Annotated in this window: 12 protein-coding genes; 9 read left to right on the plus strand and 3 right to left on the minus strand. The window is 73.7% G+C overall.

All coding sequences use genetic code 11. The features are described 5' to 3' along the window. Window positions 1-66: 66 nt before the first annotated feature. Entirely contained in the window at window positions 67-894 is an 828-nt protein-coding gene (locus tag ABZT17_RS12405; RefSeq protein WP_356347225.1) for a serine protease, read from the plus strand. 9 nt (window positions 895-903) lie between these two features. Here ABZT17_RS12405 and ABZT17_RS12410 read toward each other — a convergent pair whose 3' ends face one another. Continuing rightward, complete coding sequence (locus ABZT17_RS12410; protein WP_356347227.1) at window positions 904-2,535, minus strand: D-aminoacylase; 1,632 nt, start codon at window positions 2,533-2,535, stop codon at window positions 904-906. 11 nt (window positions 2,536-2,546) lie between these two features. After that, entirely contained in the window at window positions 2,547-3,812 is a 1,266-nt protein-coding gene (locus ABZT17_RS12415) for an amino acid deaminase (RefSeq protein ID WP_356347229.1), read from the minus strand. 134 nt (window positions 3,813-3,946) lie between these two features. Here ABZT17_RS12415 and ABZT17_RS12420 point away from each other — a divergent pair, with 134 nt between their 5' ends. The 7 genes from ABZT17_RS12420 to ABZT17_RS12450 all read left to right on the plus strand — a co-directional run bounded on the left by ABZT17_RS12420 (window position 3,947) and on the right by ABZT17_RS12450 (window position 12,966). Beyond that, a complete protein-coding gene (locus tag ABZT17_RS12420) occupies window positions 3,947-4,993 on the plus strand; it encodes a sugar kinase (protein WP_356347231.1) in 1,047 nt (348 codons plus the stop codon). Next, window positions 4,990-5,754, plus strand: coding sequence for an IclR family transcriptional regulator (locus ABZT17_RS12425; RefSeq protein ID WP_356347233.1), 765 nt, complete (start codon window positions 4,990-4,992; stop codon window positions 5,752-5,754). The genes ABZT17_RS12420 and ABZT17_RS12425 overlap by 4 nt, the downstream gene beginning before the upstream one ends. Next, complete coding sequence (locus ABZT17_RS12430) at window positions 5,751-6,161, plus strand: RidA family protein (protein WP_242765981.1); 411 nt, start codon at window positions 5,751-5,753, stop codon at window positions 6,159-6,161. Before ABZT17_RS12425 ends, ABZT17_RS12430 begins: the two co-directional genes overlap by 4 nt. Window positions 6,162-6,311: 150 nt before the next feature. Further along, window positions 6,312-7,409, plus strand: coding sequence for a hypothetical protein (locus tag ABZT17_RS12435; RefSeq protein WP_356347236.1), 1,098 nt, complete (start codon window positions 6,312-6,314; stop codon window positions 7,407-7,409). Next, entirely contained in the window at window positions 7,410-8,093 is a 684-nt protein-coding gene (locus ABZT17_RS12440) for a hypothetical protein (RefSeq protein WP_356347238.1), read from the plus strand. A gap of 2 nt (window positions 8,094-8,095) precedes the next feature. Continuing rightward, window positions 8,096-8,749, plus strand: coding sequence for an RES family NAD+ phosphorylase (locus tag ABZT17_RS12445; protein ID WP_356347240.1), 654 nt, complete (start codon window positions 8,096-8,098; stop codon window positions 8,747-8,749). A gap of 47 nt (window positions 8,750-8,796) precedes the next feature. Further along, a complete protein-coding gene (locus ABZT17_RS12450; RefSeq protein WP_356347242.1) occupies window positions 8,797-12,966 on the plus strand; it encodes a CHAT domain-containing protein in 4,170 nt (1,389 codons plus the stop codon). Here the strand turns inward: ABZT17_RS12450 and ABZT17_RS12455 are convergent. After that, window positions 12,960-14,900, minus strand: coding sequence for a caspase family protein (locus tag ABZT17_RS12455; protein WP_356347244.1), 1,941 nt, complete (start codon window positions 14,898-14,900; stop codon window positions 12,960-12,962). The two genes, ABZT17_RS12450 and ABZT17_RS12455, sit on opposite strands and share 7 nt — an antisense overlap. A 182-nt stretch (window positions 14,901-15,082) precedes the next feature. Here ABZT17_RS12455 and ABZT17_RS12460 point away from each other — a divergent pair, with 182 nt between their 5' ends. Then, complete coding sequence (locus tag ABZT17_RS12460; RefSeq protein WP_356347246.1) at window positions 15,083-15,568, plus strand: hypothetical protein; 486 nt, start codon at window positions 15,083-15,085, stop codon at window positions 15,566-15,568. Window positions 15,569-15,643: the final 75 nt, after the last annotated feature.

Genomic DNA, 15,643 nt, shown 5'->3' on the forward strand with positions numbered 1-15,643 from the left:
CCTTGCTCAGACACCCCCCTCCCCTCACAATGCACATGACAAAATCGACCAAGAGGGGACCCCCACATGAAGAAGCCTCTCGGTGCCGTGCTCACCGCCCTGGTACTCGCCGGGGCCGGTGCGGCACCCGCCGTCGCGGCGCCCGCCGCGCCGGCCCTCCAGGCGGTCAACTTCGCCGGCACCGTCTCGCTCAGCAACTGTTCCGGCTCCGTCATCCGCTTCCCGAACTCCGCCGACAGCGACCCGGCCCTGGTCATGACCAACGGCCACTGCCTGGAGACCGGTTTCCCGGAGCCCGGCGAGGTCATCACCAACCAGTCGTCCAGTCGCACCTTCGGCCTGCTCAACTCCTCGGCCACCAAGGTCGGCACGCTGCGCGCCAGCAAGGTCGTCTACTCGACGATGACCGACACGGACGTGACGATCTACCAGCTCACCACCACATACGCCTCGATCAAGAGCACGTACAACATCAGCCCGCTCACCGTCCAGGACACCCACCCGACCGCCGGCACCGCCATCACGGTCGTCTCCGGCTACTGGAAGAGGACGTACGCCTGCAACATCGACGGCTTCGTCTACCGGCTCAAGGAGGGCGACTGGACCTGGAAGGACTCGGTCCGTTACACCTCCGCCTGCCAGACCATCGGCGGCACCTCGGGCTCGCCCGTGGTCGACAACGCCACCGGCAAGGTCGTCGCCGTCAACAACACCGGCAACGAGGACGGCGAGCGCTGCACCGAGAACAACCCCTGCGAGGTCGACGCCAACGGCAACGTGACCGTCCGTCAGGGCATCAACTACGCCGAGGAGACGTACCAGATCCCGGCCTGCTTCACCACCGGCAACCAGCTGAACCTCAACGCCAGCGGCTGCGTCCTGCCCAAGCCGTGACGCCGTAGCTCACGGCCGGGCCCCGTTCCGTCGCACGGGACTGCGACGGACCGCCCGCCCCGCCAGTACGTCCGTCCGCCGGCCGTCCTCGATGACGAACCGCCCGTCGACGAAGACGTACGGAATGCCCGTGGGCAGGGTGCGCGGGCTCTCGTACGTCGCTCCCGGGGCCACCGTCTGCGGATCGAAGAGGACCAGGTCGGCCCGGTACCCCTCCTTCACCAGGCCCCGGTCCGCGAGGCGCAGCCGGGCAGCGGGGCGCGAGGTCAGATGTGCCACGCACTCCTCCAGCGACAGCACCCCCAACTCCCTCACGTACCGCCCGAGATACCGCGGGAAGGTGCCGTACGCGCGCGGGTGGGGCTTCGTGCCCTGGAGGATGCCGTCCGAGCCACCGGTGTGCACGGGATGGCGCATGATCGTCCGCACGTTCTCCTCGTGGCCGACGTGCTGCAGGATCGTCGAGCCCAGCCGGTCCGCCAGCATCAGCCGGCGCGCGGTGGTCCACGGGGTCTCGCCGCGCGCGTCCGCCGACTCCGCGACCGTACGGCCCACGAAGTCCGCGAGGCCCGGCTCCGCCACCCCCGAGATCTCGACGGTGTCCCAGTCGACCGGCACCCCGTGGCAGCCGTCCGCGCCGATGACCTCCAGGTGGTGGCGGACGCGTTCGGCGGTGGCGTCGTCCGCGAGCCGCTCCAGGATCGCCTCCGGGCCGCCCTCGCTCGCCCAACTGGGCAGCAGCGCCACGAGAGTCGTACAGCCGGGGGTGTAGGGGTAGGTGTCCAGGCTGATGTCCGCCCCGGCGGCCAGCGCCTCGTCGAGCAGGGTCAGCAGCTCGGGGGCGCGGCCCCTGTTCACGCCGAAGTTCATGGTGGCGTGGGCCAGATGGAGCGAGCAGCCGGCCTCCCGGGCGAGGGCGACCATCTCCTCGTACGCCTCCAACGCCCCCGCCCCGTAGGAGCGGTGATGCGGGCAGTAGTAGCCGCCGTACTCCGCCACCACCCGGCACAGCTCGGTCAGCTCGGCGTCCTTCGCGTACATGCCCGGCGTGTACGTCAGCCCGGACGACATGCCGACCGCGCCCTGCTCCATGCCCTCCGCGACCAACCGCCGCATCCGGTCCAGCTCCCGGGGAGTCGCCTCGCGGTCCTCCCAGCCGACGGCGAGCGCACGGACCGTTCCCTGGGGGATGAGATAGGCGGCGTTGACGGCGATCCCCCGGTCGAGGCGGTCCAGGTACTCGCCCACGGAGCGCCAGTCGAAGTCGATGTCGTCGCCGTGGCCGTTCCAGCCGGTGATCGCGCGGCGGACCTCGGCGAGGGTCCGGTCGTCGACGGGCGCGTACGACAGCCCGTCCTGGCCCAGGACTTCGAGGGTGACCCCCTGCGCGGCCTTCGCGCTGTGGTCGGGGTCGCGCAGCACCGCCAGATCGCTGTGCGCGTGCATGTCGATGAAGCCGGGGGAGAGGACGAGCCCCTCGGCGTCCAGCTCCCGCCGGGCCTTGGGCCGTTGGCACCCGGCGTCGGCCGCCTCCTTGACGATCGAGACGATCCGGCCGCCGTCGACGACGACATCCGCGCGATACGACGGCTCACCGCTGCCGTCGACGACGTCCGCGTCCCGGATGACCAGCTCCTCCACGGCCGTACCTCCTAGAAGAACGTGCGGATGTAGTCGACGACCGTGCCGTCCGCCTCCGCCAGCGGGATCAGCTGCCACTTGTCGAAGGACGTGCACGGATGGGAGAGACCCAGGCCCACCCAGTCCCCGACCTCCAGGTCCGCCCCGGGACCCGTGCTCAGCCACGCGTGCTGGTCGGAGAGGGAGGTGACCGAGACGCCGGTCGCCGGGCGCTCGGTGCCGTCCCGCCGCACCACCTGGGCGAACGGCAGGTCGAGGTCGTAGGCGGCGTCCCGCTTGCCGGCGTTGGCGAAGGCCTGGTCGGGGGCGGGGCGGGAGACGACCTGGGCCCACAGCCGGAACGCCGGCTCCAGCGCCCCCTCCTCCGGGACCCGGTTGAAGGGGGTCACCTTCCGGTAGTGGCCGTCGTCGTGCGAGACATAGGCGCCGGAGCGCAGCAACTTCAGGACGGGCGCGGACAGTTCGGGGATCTCGGCGAACACGTCGGCCACCGCGTCGAACCAGGCGCTGCCGCCCGCGCTGACGACGATCTCGTCCAGCCCCGCGAACCGGCTCGCCTTGTCGAAGTCGACGGCGAGCGCGACCAGCCGCCGCAGCCACGCCCGCACCCGCTCCGGCTCGGCGTCCGGCACCTCACCCTCGTACCCGGCGACCCCGACCAGCCGCAGCGTCCCCGCGGCGGCCACCGCGTCGGCGACCGCCGCGCACTCGTCCTCCGTACGGACCCCGGTGCGGGCGCCTTGACCGGCGGCGAGTTCCACGACGACGTCCAGCGGCCGGGCGGCGCCCCGCAGAGCCGCGTCCATGAGCGCGACGCCGCGCACGGAGTCGACGTAGCAGATGAGGCGGAAGCCGGGGTCGGTGTCGAGCTGGGCGGAGATCCAGCGCAGGGCCGCCGCGTCGACGAGCTCGTTGGCGAGGAAGACCCGCTGGACGCCGAACCGCCGTGCCACCCGCACCTGGTGGGGGACGGCGAGGGTGATGCCCCAGGCCCCGCGGTCGATCTGCCGCTGGAAGAGCTGGGGTGCCATCGTGGTCTTGCCGTGCGGGGCGAAGGCGAGACCGTGGCGGACCGCGTACGTCTCCATGAGCGCGAGGTTGTGTTCCAGGCGCTCGGCGGAGAGGGCGAGCACGGGGGTCGTGAAGCCGTCGGTGAAGAGGTTGCGGCGCTGGGCGGCCAGCTCGCCGACGGTGAGGCCGTCGGCGTCCGGGGGGAGGCCCTTGAAGCGGTGGTCGACCCGTTCCTCGGCGAGTCGGGCAAACGCCTCGGTGCTCATGGAACCTCCCTGATCAGGAGCGTTGCGCTTACTGCAACGTCCATTGCGTATGTCGCTCACTGCTGTCTAACATCTCGCCCAACGCGGGGTCAACGGAGCCGGCACCCCGCACACACCTGGGAGCTACGACGATCGTGACCGCCGACGGACCCCGCAATGCCCGCGCCGTGGACGCCGTGGACGTCGTGGCGCTCGGTGAGTCCATGGTCGCCTTTCTGCCCTCCCGGCCGGGACGCCTCGCCGAAGTGCCGTCGTTCGAGCGGGGGATCGGCGGCGCGGAGTCCAATGTGGCGTGTGTCCTGGCGGCGGCCGGGCATTCCGCGCGCTGGGTGAGCCGGGTCGGCGCGGACGGCTTCGGCGACCACCTGCTGACGGCCATCGGCGGGTACGGGGTCGATGTCTCGGCCGTCGAGAGGGATCCGGCGCGCCCGACCGGCGTCTACTTCCGCACGGCCGGGGACCGGGCCACGGACGCGCACGAGGTGGCGTACTACCGCGCGGGGTCGGCGGCCTCCGCGATGACCGCGAGCGGCCTCGACCTCGACGCGGTGCGGTCCGGGCGGGTGCTGCATCTGTCGGGCATCACGGCCGCTCTGTCCGGGAGCTGTCTGGAGCTGATGCGCGAACTCACCGCGCCGGCGGCCGACCGCCCCCTGGTCTCCTTCGACGTCAACCACCGCCCCGGGCTGTGGCAGGACCGGAGCGGACCTCGGGTGCTGCTGGAGCTGGCCCGGGGCGCCGACCTCGTGTTCGTGGGGGAGGACGAGGCCGAGGAGGCCTGGGGCCTGGACGGCGTCGACGCCGTCCGTGCCGCCCTTCCCGGCCCGGGGACGCTCGTCGTCAAACAGGGAGGCAGGGGCGCCACCGTGTTCCACAAGGGGGACGTCACCTTCGTCCCGGCCCCCCGGGTCGACGTCGTCGCCGCCGTCGGCGCCGGTGACGCCTTCGCCGCCGGCTTCCTCTCCGCCACCCTGCGCGGCCTCCCCGTCCCCGCCCGGCTCCGGTACGGGCATCTGATGGCCTCCGCCGCCCTCACCGTCCCCGGTGACCTCGCCGTACCCCCGGCCAGGGGCCACGCCGACCGCCTCGTCGCTCTGGACGACGACGCGTGGGGGACACTTCGACTCGGCCCCGGCTGGACACGAGTCGAGCAGGCCCCGGAGGAGGTACGCACCCCATGAGCCAGACCGTCGACCGAGCGCTGAGCATCCTGCCGCTGCTCGCCGAGGGCCCCGCCGACCTCGGCCAGGTCGCCGACCGCCTCGGCGTGCACAAGTCCACGGCCCTCCGCCTCCTGCGCACCCTGCACGAACACGGCATGGTCTACCGCCAGTCCGACCAGCGCTACCGCCTCGGCGCCCGGCTGATCGCCCTCGCCCAGGAGGCCATGGAGAACCTCGACATCCGCGAGATCGCCCACCCCCACCTCGTACGCCTCAACGAGCAGTGCGGACACACCGTCCACCTCGCGGTGTACGAGGAGGACGAGGTGCTCTACATCGACAAGGTGGAGAGCCGCTACCCGGTGCGGATGTACTCGCGGATCGGGAAGCCGGTCGCCATCACCGTCGCGGCCGTCGCCAAGCTGCTCCTCGCCGATCTGCCCGAGGGCGAGCGGCGGGCGCTGGCCGAGAAGCTCGAATACCCCCTGTACACCTCCCGTTCCACCCCCAACGCCCCCGCGTTCCTGCGGGAGTTGGAGAAGGTACGGGAACAGGGCTGGGCCGCCGACCTCGGCGGCCACGAGGAGTCCATCAACTGCGTCGGCGCCTCCATCCGGGGCGCGGACGGCCGGGTCGTCGCCGCGATGTCGGTGTCCGCGCCCAACGTCGTCGTCACCGCCGACGAACTCCTCACCCTGCTCCCGCTGGTGCGCCGTACCGCGGACACCGTCAGCGGTGAGTACTCCGGCAGAACCCCCGTCAAGGAAGTCACCCCATGACCGAGAAGACCGCCCTCACCCCCAAGACCCACACCACCCCGCCCGCGAAGTTCTCCCACGGCGTGAAGAAGGGCAACATCCTTCAGGTCGCCGGCCAGGTGGGCTTTCTGCCGGCCGAGGAGGGCAGGCCTCCCACACCCGCCGGCCCCACCCTGCGCGAGCAGACCCTGCAGACCCTCGCCAACGTCAAGGCGATCCTGGAGGAGGGTGGCGCGAGCTGGGACGACGTGATGATGATCCGCGTCTATCTGACCGACGTCGACCACTTCGCCGAGATGAACGGCATCTACAACACCTACTTCGAGGAGCAGGGCCTCACCGCGCCCCCGGCCGCCCGTACGACGGTCTATGTCGGCCTCCCCGCCGGGCTCCTCATCGAGATCGACGCGCTGGCCGTACTCGGCTGACCCGCCGACGGGCCTGACGCCCCCTCGACTCCCGCACCCCTCGCCCCGAAAACGCCCCGGGCGCGACCTGTTCGCGACCGGGGGGTGCGCTGGAATGGGAGTGCGGAACGGGCTTGTGGGGCCCGTCGGGCCGGTGCGATGCTGATCGTCATGCCGCCGTCTCCTCACGTGCCCGATCACGGAGCGGTCCTCGGGGAGGTGCGGAAGGTGCGGCGTGCCGGAGTCGTCAGACTGCGTGCGCTCGACCTGCCGGCCCTCGCCGCGGCCGCCCGTGAACTTCCGCCGGGAGACGGCGAGTCACCAGGGGGGCCGGTGGAGAAGGTATTACGGCTCGCCGTCTCCCGCATGGGCGGCGGCACCCTGCAGACCGCCGCCGAGTACAGCCTCGGCCTCGCCCAGGGCACCCGCGACTGGCCGCCCGCCGACCGGCGCAGGCGGGCCGCCCAGGTGTACGGGGTGAGCGTCGAACGCTTCCGCAAGCACCACGAGTTGATGGTCCTCGGGCAGGTCGCCGAACAGGTCGTCCAGCTCGTCGGGCAGTCCGGTACGGTCACCGCGGCCCCGCCGGCGCCGGCGTCCGACCGGATGCCCGACGCCCACCGGGCCCTGTCCGTCCGGGTGCACCACCGCACCGTCCCGGTCATGCTGCATGTCCACTCCGTCGACCTGCTGCGCGACATCGACGTCGTCGTCTCGCCGTCGAACGTCTACTTCGCGCTCCCCGCGGCCTACAAGTCGTCCGTCTCCGCCACGCTGCGCCGCGCGGGGGCGCACCGAGACCCCGTCGGGGGACTCGTCGAAGACAGGATCGACGACGAGTTACGGGGCTGGACCGCCCGGCACGGGGTTCCCGGCCGGGCGGCACAGCCCGGCACCGTCGCCGTCACCTCGGCCGGTGCGCTCGGCGGTCAGGGCATCCGGCGGATCTACCACGTCGCGGTGGCCATACCCCGCCCCGAGACCAACGACTACGACGTCCGGCCCGCCGACATCACCCGAGGCGTCGCCCGGGTCTTCGCGCTGCTGGCCGAGGAGGCCGCCCGGCACGACCCGCCGCTGCGCTCGGTCTGTCTGCCCCTGCTGGGCGGCGGCCGCGGCGGCCTCACCCCGCTGGAGAGCTTCGGCGCGCTGTGGGCGGCCGTGGAGGCCGAACTCGCGCGCGGGGCGGACTGGGACATCCACTTCGTCGTACGCCGGCACGCCCGTGCCGATCTGCTGGAACGGCTCCTGTCGAGCAGGGAGGACTGAATGGGACATCCGCCTCCGGAGCCGGACCCCCATGTGGTCCTCGCCGCGGCGGCGGCCCGCTGGGACCGTGTCGCCGGGCGCCTGGGACCGGCGGCCCGCGAACGGCTGGCCGCGCTGCTCGGAGTCGTACGCGCCCCGGACCGCGACCCGCGCCCCCGCGCCGCCGCTGCCGCCGACGCCGCGGCCCTGCTGAGCGGGGAGCTGCCCGACGAGTTCGGCGGCGACGCGGGCGCCCGGCTCGTCGCCACCGCCCCCGCGACGGGCGGACAGCCGGCCGTGGACGGTTTCGTCGCCGAGGACCTCGCCGTGCTGCTGATCGACGGGCACCGCATGGTGGGGCCGGTCCTCGGCCCGGTGCGCGACCGGCTGCTCGCCGAACCCGCCCTGGACGCCGACGAGGTGGCACGGCGCGGCGGTGCCCCGCTGGCGCCCGGGCTGATCCGGCTGCCCGGCGTGGGCGGCCGGCTCAGACTGCCGCGCTTCCAGTTCTCCGAGGACACCCTGCCCTGGCTCGTCGTCCTGGAGGTCAACGCGCTGCTCGCCGCCGACCGCGACCCCTGGGGCGCCGCCGACTGGTGGCTGTCCGCCAACGCCTGGCTCGGCACCAGCCCCGTCGACCTGCTGGGCACCGGCCACGACCGCCGGCTCGCGGACACCGCACGGTTCCTGATGGAGAGTGACTAGCCGTGCCCAACTACCGTCCACCCGAGGCGCTGACCGGCACCCCCGGCAAGGTGACACTGGCCCGCGGCACCCGGCTCCACCGCATCCACGCCTCCCGCCGGGCCGCCGGCGACTTCAACCCGAAGCCCGCGCACTGTCTGTACGGGGGCGGGCGCTTCGACGCCACCTCCTGCGATGCCTACGGCTATCTCTACGCCGGCCTCGGCCCCGCGGCGGCGGTCTGCGAGACCCTGCTGCGCTCGCTGCCCTTCGACCCCTCGGGCCGGCCCCGGGTGCTGCCGCGCCGCGCGGTCGAGGGGCGCCGGCTGAGCGTGCTGAGACTCGGCGCCGACCTGACCGTACTGCCCCTGGTCGGCGCCCGTGACCTGGCCGCCGTCCACCAGGACACCTGGCTGGTGCACGCCGAGGCCCAGGAGTACCCGTACACCCGCGACTGGGCGCACTGGATCCGCCGTCACACGGCGCCCTGGGCGCAGGGCCTGGTGTGGCCGTCCAAGCGGGAGCCGGCGGAACGCACGGTCGTGCTCTTCGGGGACCGCAGCCCGGTCGGCGCGCTCCAGGTCGAGGAGGAGGACACCGTCGACTTCGACACCGCCGAGGGCCGCGAGTGGCTCGACTCGGTCCTGCGGCCCTACTACGTCCAACTCGCACCCTGATGAGTCGAATTGAGGACTGAGGCCCGTTTTCCTGGAATGCTCGCACCGTGACCGACGCGACCACCGCAGACCTCCGCGCCGAGCGCGACGAGATCCTCGACACCCTCGCCCGGACCGCCTCCGGCCACCCCGAGGCGCCCGCCCTGTGCGGCACGGCCGGCGAACTCAGCTACCGCCTCCTGATGCTGGAGCGCGACGAGGAGGACCTGAGGCTCGCCGAGGAGGCGTTCGCCCTCGCCTTCCGCACCCCGGGCGACGACGGCGACTGGGCGGCCTGGCGCATCCTGTACGCCCATGTCCGCGCCTTCCGGTACGACACCGAGCCGAGCCCCGAACTCATGGACGAGATCTGGGTGCTGCTCCGTGAGGGTGTCACCGGGCTGCCCACCGCGGACGGCGCCTACGACCTCGTGCGCGAGCTCGCCCGGCAGCTGCTCGCGCCCTGCGCCAAGCAGCGCTACATGGACTGCGAGGGACCCGCCGAGCGCCGTCTGGAGCTGCTCGACGAGGCGCTGCGGCGGTACGCGGACGCGGCCGAGGACGTGGAGCCGGGCAGCGAGGACGCCCTGGAACTCGACGTGTCCCGGGGGTATCTGCGTCTGGAGCGCGCCGAGCTGTGCGCCGAGGCCGCCGACGCCGAGGCCGCGGCCCGGCACTACGGGGCCGCGCTGGCGGCCGCGCCGCCCGGCCCCGACCAGCAGGTGTTTCGCTTCAGCCGGGGCGCGGCCCTCATGGCGCACGGCAGGCTGACCCGCGACCGGGAGCAACTGGAGCTGGCCCGCGAGGAGTTCGGCACCGCCCTCCTCGACGCACGGCAGACGGCCGGGGAGCCGCCCGCCTGGGTCTGGGAGGCCGAGATCCGCTCCGCGTTCGTACGGGCCCTGATCTGGATCCACTGGAAGGACCACGCGCAGGCCGCGGCGGCCGAGGTGGAACTCGCCGGGCTGCTGGCCGATCCGGACGACGTCGACCGGCTCCCACCGGTGTATCTCGACCTCTTCGGGCGGCTGCTGTTCGAACGCGGCGGCGTCCACGGGGACGCCGCCCGCCAGGACCGGGCGATCGCCCTGATCCGCAAGGCCGTCGACGACTGGGTGCCGGAACGGGACGGCGAGATCACCGCCACCGCCTTCTTCCTCGGCGTCTCCCAGCAGAGCCGCTACCGCGAGGACCCCGACCCGCAGCGGCTGCGGGACGTCGCCGAGACCACACAAGTCGTCCTCGACGACGAGGAGTTCGACGAACAGCTGCGCCAACTGGCCCGGATGATGCACGGCTGGGCCCACTACACCCTGGAGGACGCCCACGGGATCACCCTGGAGGCCGACGGCCGGCGCCCGGACGACATGCGGGAGGCGTACCTCGCCGTGCTGACCGAGCTCGGGGAGGGCCGCGGCTTTCTGGACTTCAGCGACACCAGCGAGGAATTCCCCGGAATCTACAAGGGCATGGGCGGGCTCGGCCGGCTGGCGGAGGGCTTCGACCGCGGCTTCGCGCGCTACCGCGCCTTCGAAGAGCACGCCGACCGGGCGTACTTCGCCCTCAACCTGCTCTCGCTCTCCATGTTCTTCGACCCGCACGGCACCCACATCACCGCCGAGCAGAAGGACGAGCTCATCGACTGCGTCCTCTCCCACAAGCAGGACGACCCCGAGTGGCAGCACAAGGCCCACGCCGTGGTCGCCCAGGCCCGGCTGCGCGACGAACTCGCCGGCTCCGGCCGGGGCATGGACGCCGTCCTCGACCATCTCGCGCGCGCCGACGCGATCGGCGGCGACGAGCGGCTCGGCCACGGCATCGACCTGGCCCGGTTCGCCGCCACCATGCACCGCGGACAGACCTCGGGCGCCGCCGACGACCTGGAGAGCGCCGGGCAGATGTGGCAGTCCATGCGCGACAGCCCGCAGCTGACCCCGCACCTGCGCGAGTTGCTGGCCGCCCAGCAGGCGGGCCTGGACGCCCAGGCCGCGATCCGGCGCGGCGACCTGGCCGCCGCCGACCAGCACATCGGACGACTCCACGCCACCCACGGCGACCTCGACCCCGACGACCCGGCCCGCATCGAGCTGTGGACGCACCTGGAGAACGCCCGCTCCGCCCGCGACAACCTCGCCCGCACCCTGGGCGCCCCGCCCGCCCCACCGCTCACCGGCCGCCCCTCCGGAGCACGGCTGCGCCGGGCGGCCAGGCAACTGCCCCGCGACCACCGGGCCTGGGTCCTCGGGGACAACGGCATCACCCGCTTCCTGCGGGCCATGGAAGCGCGGGACGTCGAGCTGCTCGCCGAGGCCATGGAACTGCTCAAGGAGGCCCACGACCTGGTCGACGAGGGCAGCGACGCCCGGCTCCGCTACGCCCACTGCCTCGGCAGCGGCCACTGCGCCCTCGGCGAGATGCAGCAACGGCTGCCGTCCGTCCGCGCCCGCCACCTCGCCAAGGGCATCGCCTATCTGGAGGCCGCGCTGGAGACGGCCGGCGGACCCGAGCACCGGCTCTACGCCGCCACCGGACTCGCCCTCGGCCGCGCCCTGCGCACCCGTGGTGAACTGCGCCGCGACGACCGGGCCGTGGGCCGCCGCACGGGGCTCGACGCGCTGCGCGGCCACGCCTGGGCCGCGCTCATGCAGTCCGGCACCGAACACGCGGCGCAGGCCGTGCGGGAGGCGACCGACACCGCGTTCGAGGTGGCCGGGTGGTGTCTGCGCGACGGCGCCCCCGAGGAGGCCGTACGCGCCCTCGACGCCTGCCGCGGACTCGTCCTGCACGCCGCCACCACCTCGCGCACGGTCCCCGAACGGCTGGTCGCGGCAGGTCACGACGGCCTCGCCGAGGAGTGGCACGCGGCGGGCCTCGGCACCTCACCGGGCGACCCGCTCTCCTCGCTCCGCGCCCCCGTGACCGTCCCGAGCAGCCTGCGCCGCCGCGTTCTCGCCGCCCTCACCGCCGCGGACTCCGTCCAGGACCGCCTCCTCGACCCCCCGTCCCCCGACGAGATCGCCGCCGCCCTGCGCACCCTGCGCAAGGACGCCCTCGTCTACCTGGTCCCGGCCACCGACGAGACCCCCGGCACCGCCGTCGTCGTCACCTCCACCGGCACCGTCCACCCGGTCCCCCTCCCCCTCCTCGCGGCCAACGCGGCCCCCCTGCGCGAGTACGCCCGCACCACCGCGACCCCGACCACGAACCGAGGTGATCCGGAGGTGGCGGGTCGCGGGGCTCCGGTCGGTGGGCGGGATCTCGGGCCCGTGGCTGTCCCCGTTCCGCACGGTGGGGGGTCGTTGCGGGAGGGGCTCGAGCGGTTGTGCGGGTGGGCCTGGTATGCGGGGGCGCGGCCGTTGCTCGACATGTTCGCGACCGCCAGTGGCCGTGCCCCGCGCCTGGTGTTCGTACCGATGGACACGCTCAGCCTCGTGCCCTGGCACGCCGCGTGGGGAGCGGCGCCCGACGGGAGACGCCGGTACGCGCTCCAGGAGGCCGAGATCTCCTACGCCGCCTCCGCCCGGCTGCTGGTCGACGTGGCCGCCCGCCCGGCCGTGACCCACTCCGGTGCCGCGCTGGTCGTCGGCAATCCGACGGGAGACCTCAGCTACGCCGGCGAGGAGGCGGACGCGGTGCAGCGGGCCTTCTACCCCCGGGGCCGTTTCTTGGGTCGCAGGGCGAGCGGGCGGGCGGACGGGCCCGGGACGCCCCAGGAGGTGCTGACGTGGCTGACCGATGTCACCGGCGTCGAGGAGGGCGCCGTACTCCATCTCGCCTGTCATGCGTCGATCGCGCACGATGCCCGTCGTACCGCCCATCTGTCCCTGCACGGCGGCGAGTTGGCGGCCGAGGAGCTCACCGAGGCGGTCGGCGGGGCGGGCCGGGGGCGGCTGGGGCTGGTGCTGCTCGCCGCGTGCCGCAGCCATGTGTCGGGACGCGGGTACAACGAGGCCTACAGTCTTGCGACCGCGTTCCTGGTGGCCGGAGCGCGGTCCGTCGTCGGCTCGCTGTGGCCGGTGCCGGACGACGCGACCTCGGTCCTGATGTTCCTGACCCACCACTTCCTGCGCACCGAGGGCGAGCCGCCGGCGCGGGCGCTGCGGCGGGCCCAGCTGTGGATGCTGGACCCCGACCGCGAACCACTCGCCGAACTGCCGGACGCCCTGGCCGCGCGGGTACGGCACATCGACCCCGACGACCTCAGCGCCTGGGCGGGCTTCACCCACCTCGGTCAGTAGACGCCCGGGGGTACCACGGTCCGCAGGGCGATCGTCCGCGTCGACCAGCGAGAGGGCCCGGCGCCCTGCGGCACCCGCCCGGCCTCGCGCGCACCGGACGGACCGGACGGACCGCCGCCGGCACCGAACCGCAGGACGCCGTCGTCCTCGGCGGCCTCCGCCCCGCGGTCCGTCCGCGCCGCCGGATCCCAGGCCCGCATCCGGAAAGGCACCGTGTTCAGCTCGCCCTCCGCGACGATCAGTTTCAGCCAGTCCCGGACCTCCGCGCCCGGCACCAGAGGCCGTGTCTCGGGCAGGTAGAGCCGGACCGGTTCCCCGTCCAGGGCGTACCCGGTGCGGCCGGGCCCGATGAAGTGACCCGGGTACAGCACCGGGTCGCTCGCGTAGCTGTCGGTGAGGTCCAGCAGGACGCACCACAGCGGACGCGGGGAGCGGTTGTGCAGCCGGATGGAGACCCACGGCTCGCGCGGCCCGTAGCCGTCCCCGGGCGCGTAGGCGCACACGATCTCGCCTCTGCCGTCCGGCAGCAGCGCGGGCCCGTCCGGGGTGTCCCACGGCACGATCTCCACCCGCACCTGGTTGTCCAGCACCGAGGGCCGCGAGGTGAGCTCCCGCAGCCGGTGCCAGCGCGCGAGATGGCTCAGACAGCCGACGACCCGGCGCGCATCGGCCTCCTCGGCGGGGGCCGACGCCCCGGCGAGCGGCAGCGGCGGTACGAAGTCCGTGCCGTCGCGGCCCACCACCCGTGCCGTGCCGTCCGCCACGATCACCCGGAAGTGCGGGTCGCCCTGCCGCTCGGGCTCCTCGGTGACCCTGAGCAGGGGAGCGGGGCCGCCGCCGGGGCCGTACGACGCGATCGCCTCCCGCAGCCGCCCGCCCGGGCCCTCGACGCTCACCGTCGCGGGGGCGGAGGCCAGTGCGGTCACCGCCACGGGGTACACCCGCTCCTCGTCCGGCTCCCAGCCCACCGGGTCGACCAGCGACCGGTCGGCCCGGACCACCCGCGCCCGCACCACGGCGCCCGCCCCGGGCCCCTCGCCCACCACGGCGAACTCCGTGCCCCCGGCGCCCGCGCCGTCCGGCAGCCCGTGCCCGGTGCCGCAGTCCACCTCCCAGCCGTGCGGCCCGCGGCGCAGCAGGAGTTCACCGGCCTCGCCCGCGACCGCGCCCGCCAGGAACGGCAGATCGGCGACGCCCGGCGCGTCCGGGAACAGCACCGGCTGCTGCCGGCCGCCGCAGCGCCGTACCCGCGCGTCCGCCGCCGCCAGCAGCTGCCGGTACGTGGCGTCCGGGCCCGCCGCCCGCGCCGCGCCGAGCAGCGCGTGGGTGAACACACCGTGCGGACTCCCGTCGAACCAGCCCTCGTACGACAGCTGGTCCAGTCTGCTCGCGGCCAGCAGCAGATGGCGCGCGGGCCGGCCGGACGGCACCGCGTCCCGGCCGGGGCGCCACCGCGGCCGGGGTGGCGTGAACCGTGCGGTCAGGTGCGGATCGCCGTCCCGGCTCGCGCCCCCGGAGTAGCAGCAGTCCAGCACCGCCACCACGGTCACCCCGCGCGCCGCCACCTCGTCGAGCAGCGCGCCGAGCCGCTTGTCGAAGAGCGGTCCGTCCGCGCACACCAGCGCCTGGTTGCGGCCCGTCGCCTCGATCAGCAGGTCCGCGCCCGTGGCGGTCTGCTCGGTGCCGTGCCCCGAGAACCAGAACAGCGCCGTGTCCCCGGAGACGGCGGACCCCAGGAACGACCGGATCCCGTCCTCGACCGCCGTGACGGTCGCCGCGCGGTCCAGTACCGTCCGCACCCGCGCGGCGCCCCCCGTCCGCTCCCTCAGCAGCCGTTCGGCCTCGGTCACGTCGTTGACACAGCCCCCGAGCGGCCCGGCGACGGACGGCGGATAGTCGTTGACGCCCGCCATGAACGCGTGGATCGACCCCATGCCGGGCAGTCTGCCACCCCCGGCGGCCCCGTGATGTGGCCGAACTGGGCGCCAATGGGGCGGGTCCTGGACCGATATCGGCCGTTCTGCTGCCAAGCGGCCGCCGAAACAGCACTATTGACTCAACGTCACCGCGCACCAACCTCGCGCAACACGCGGGGATGATCCAACTCGGGGGAGACATGGGCCAGTTCGAGCGGCCTCGACGCATCGTGCGACCGGACGCCGGTCCGGGACAGCAGGGTCTGACCACCGGCGCCGGACAGCGCCGCGTCACCGGCGCCCCGGGCCCCGCGGCCCCTCTGCGCCGCGAACGCCTCACACCGCGCCCCAAGGTCCTGCGTGAGGCGGTGGCCCGCCTGGACGCGGGCCTCGACGAGAACGCGCGCCGGCAGCTGGCCGAGTGGATCGGCCAGGAGTACCAGGCGAGTTACGGCGAGATCCCGCTCGGCCTCTTCGCCCGCTGCTACCTCGGCCCGCCCTACGTCGACCACCAGCTGAACCTCTTCGAGGTGATCCTCCGGCACTTCACCCCCGCCGACCAGGTGCCCGCCCCGTTCGCGGACGCCCGGACGCTGGTGCGCTCCGGCGGCTACGCCTTCGTCGAGGTCTACACCGGCGGCCTGCTGCTGCCGGTCCTCGACGACGGGACGGTCGTACGTCCCTGACGCCCCGGGCGTGCTCCTGACGTCCCGCCGGTCCGTCGGCCGGTCGAGCACGCCCGCAAGACCTCTCTGCAAAGA

It is taken from the genome of Streptomyces sp. NPDC005648 (assembly GCF_040605395.1).
Lineage (GTDB): Bacteria > Actinomycetota > Actinomycetes > Streptomycetales > Streptomycetaceae > Streptomyces.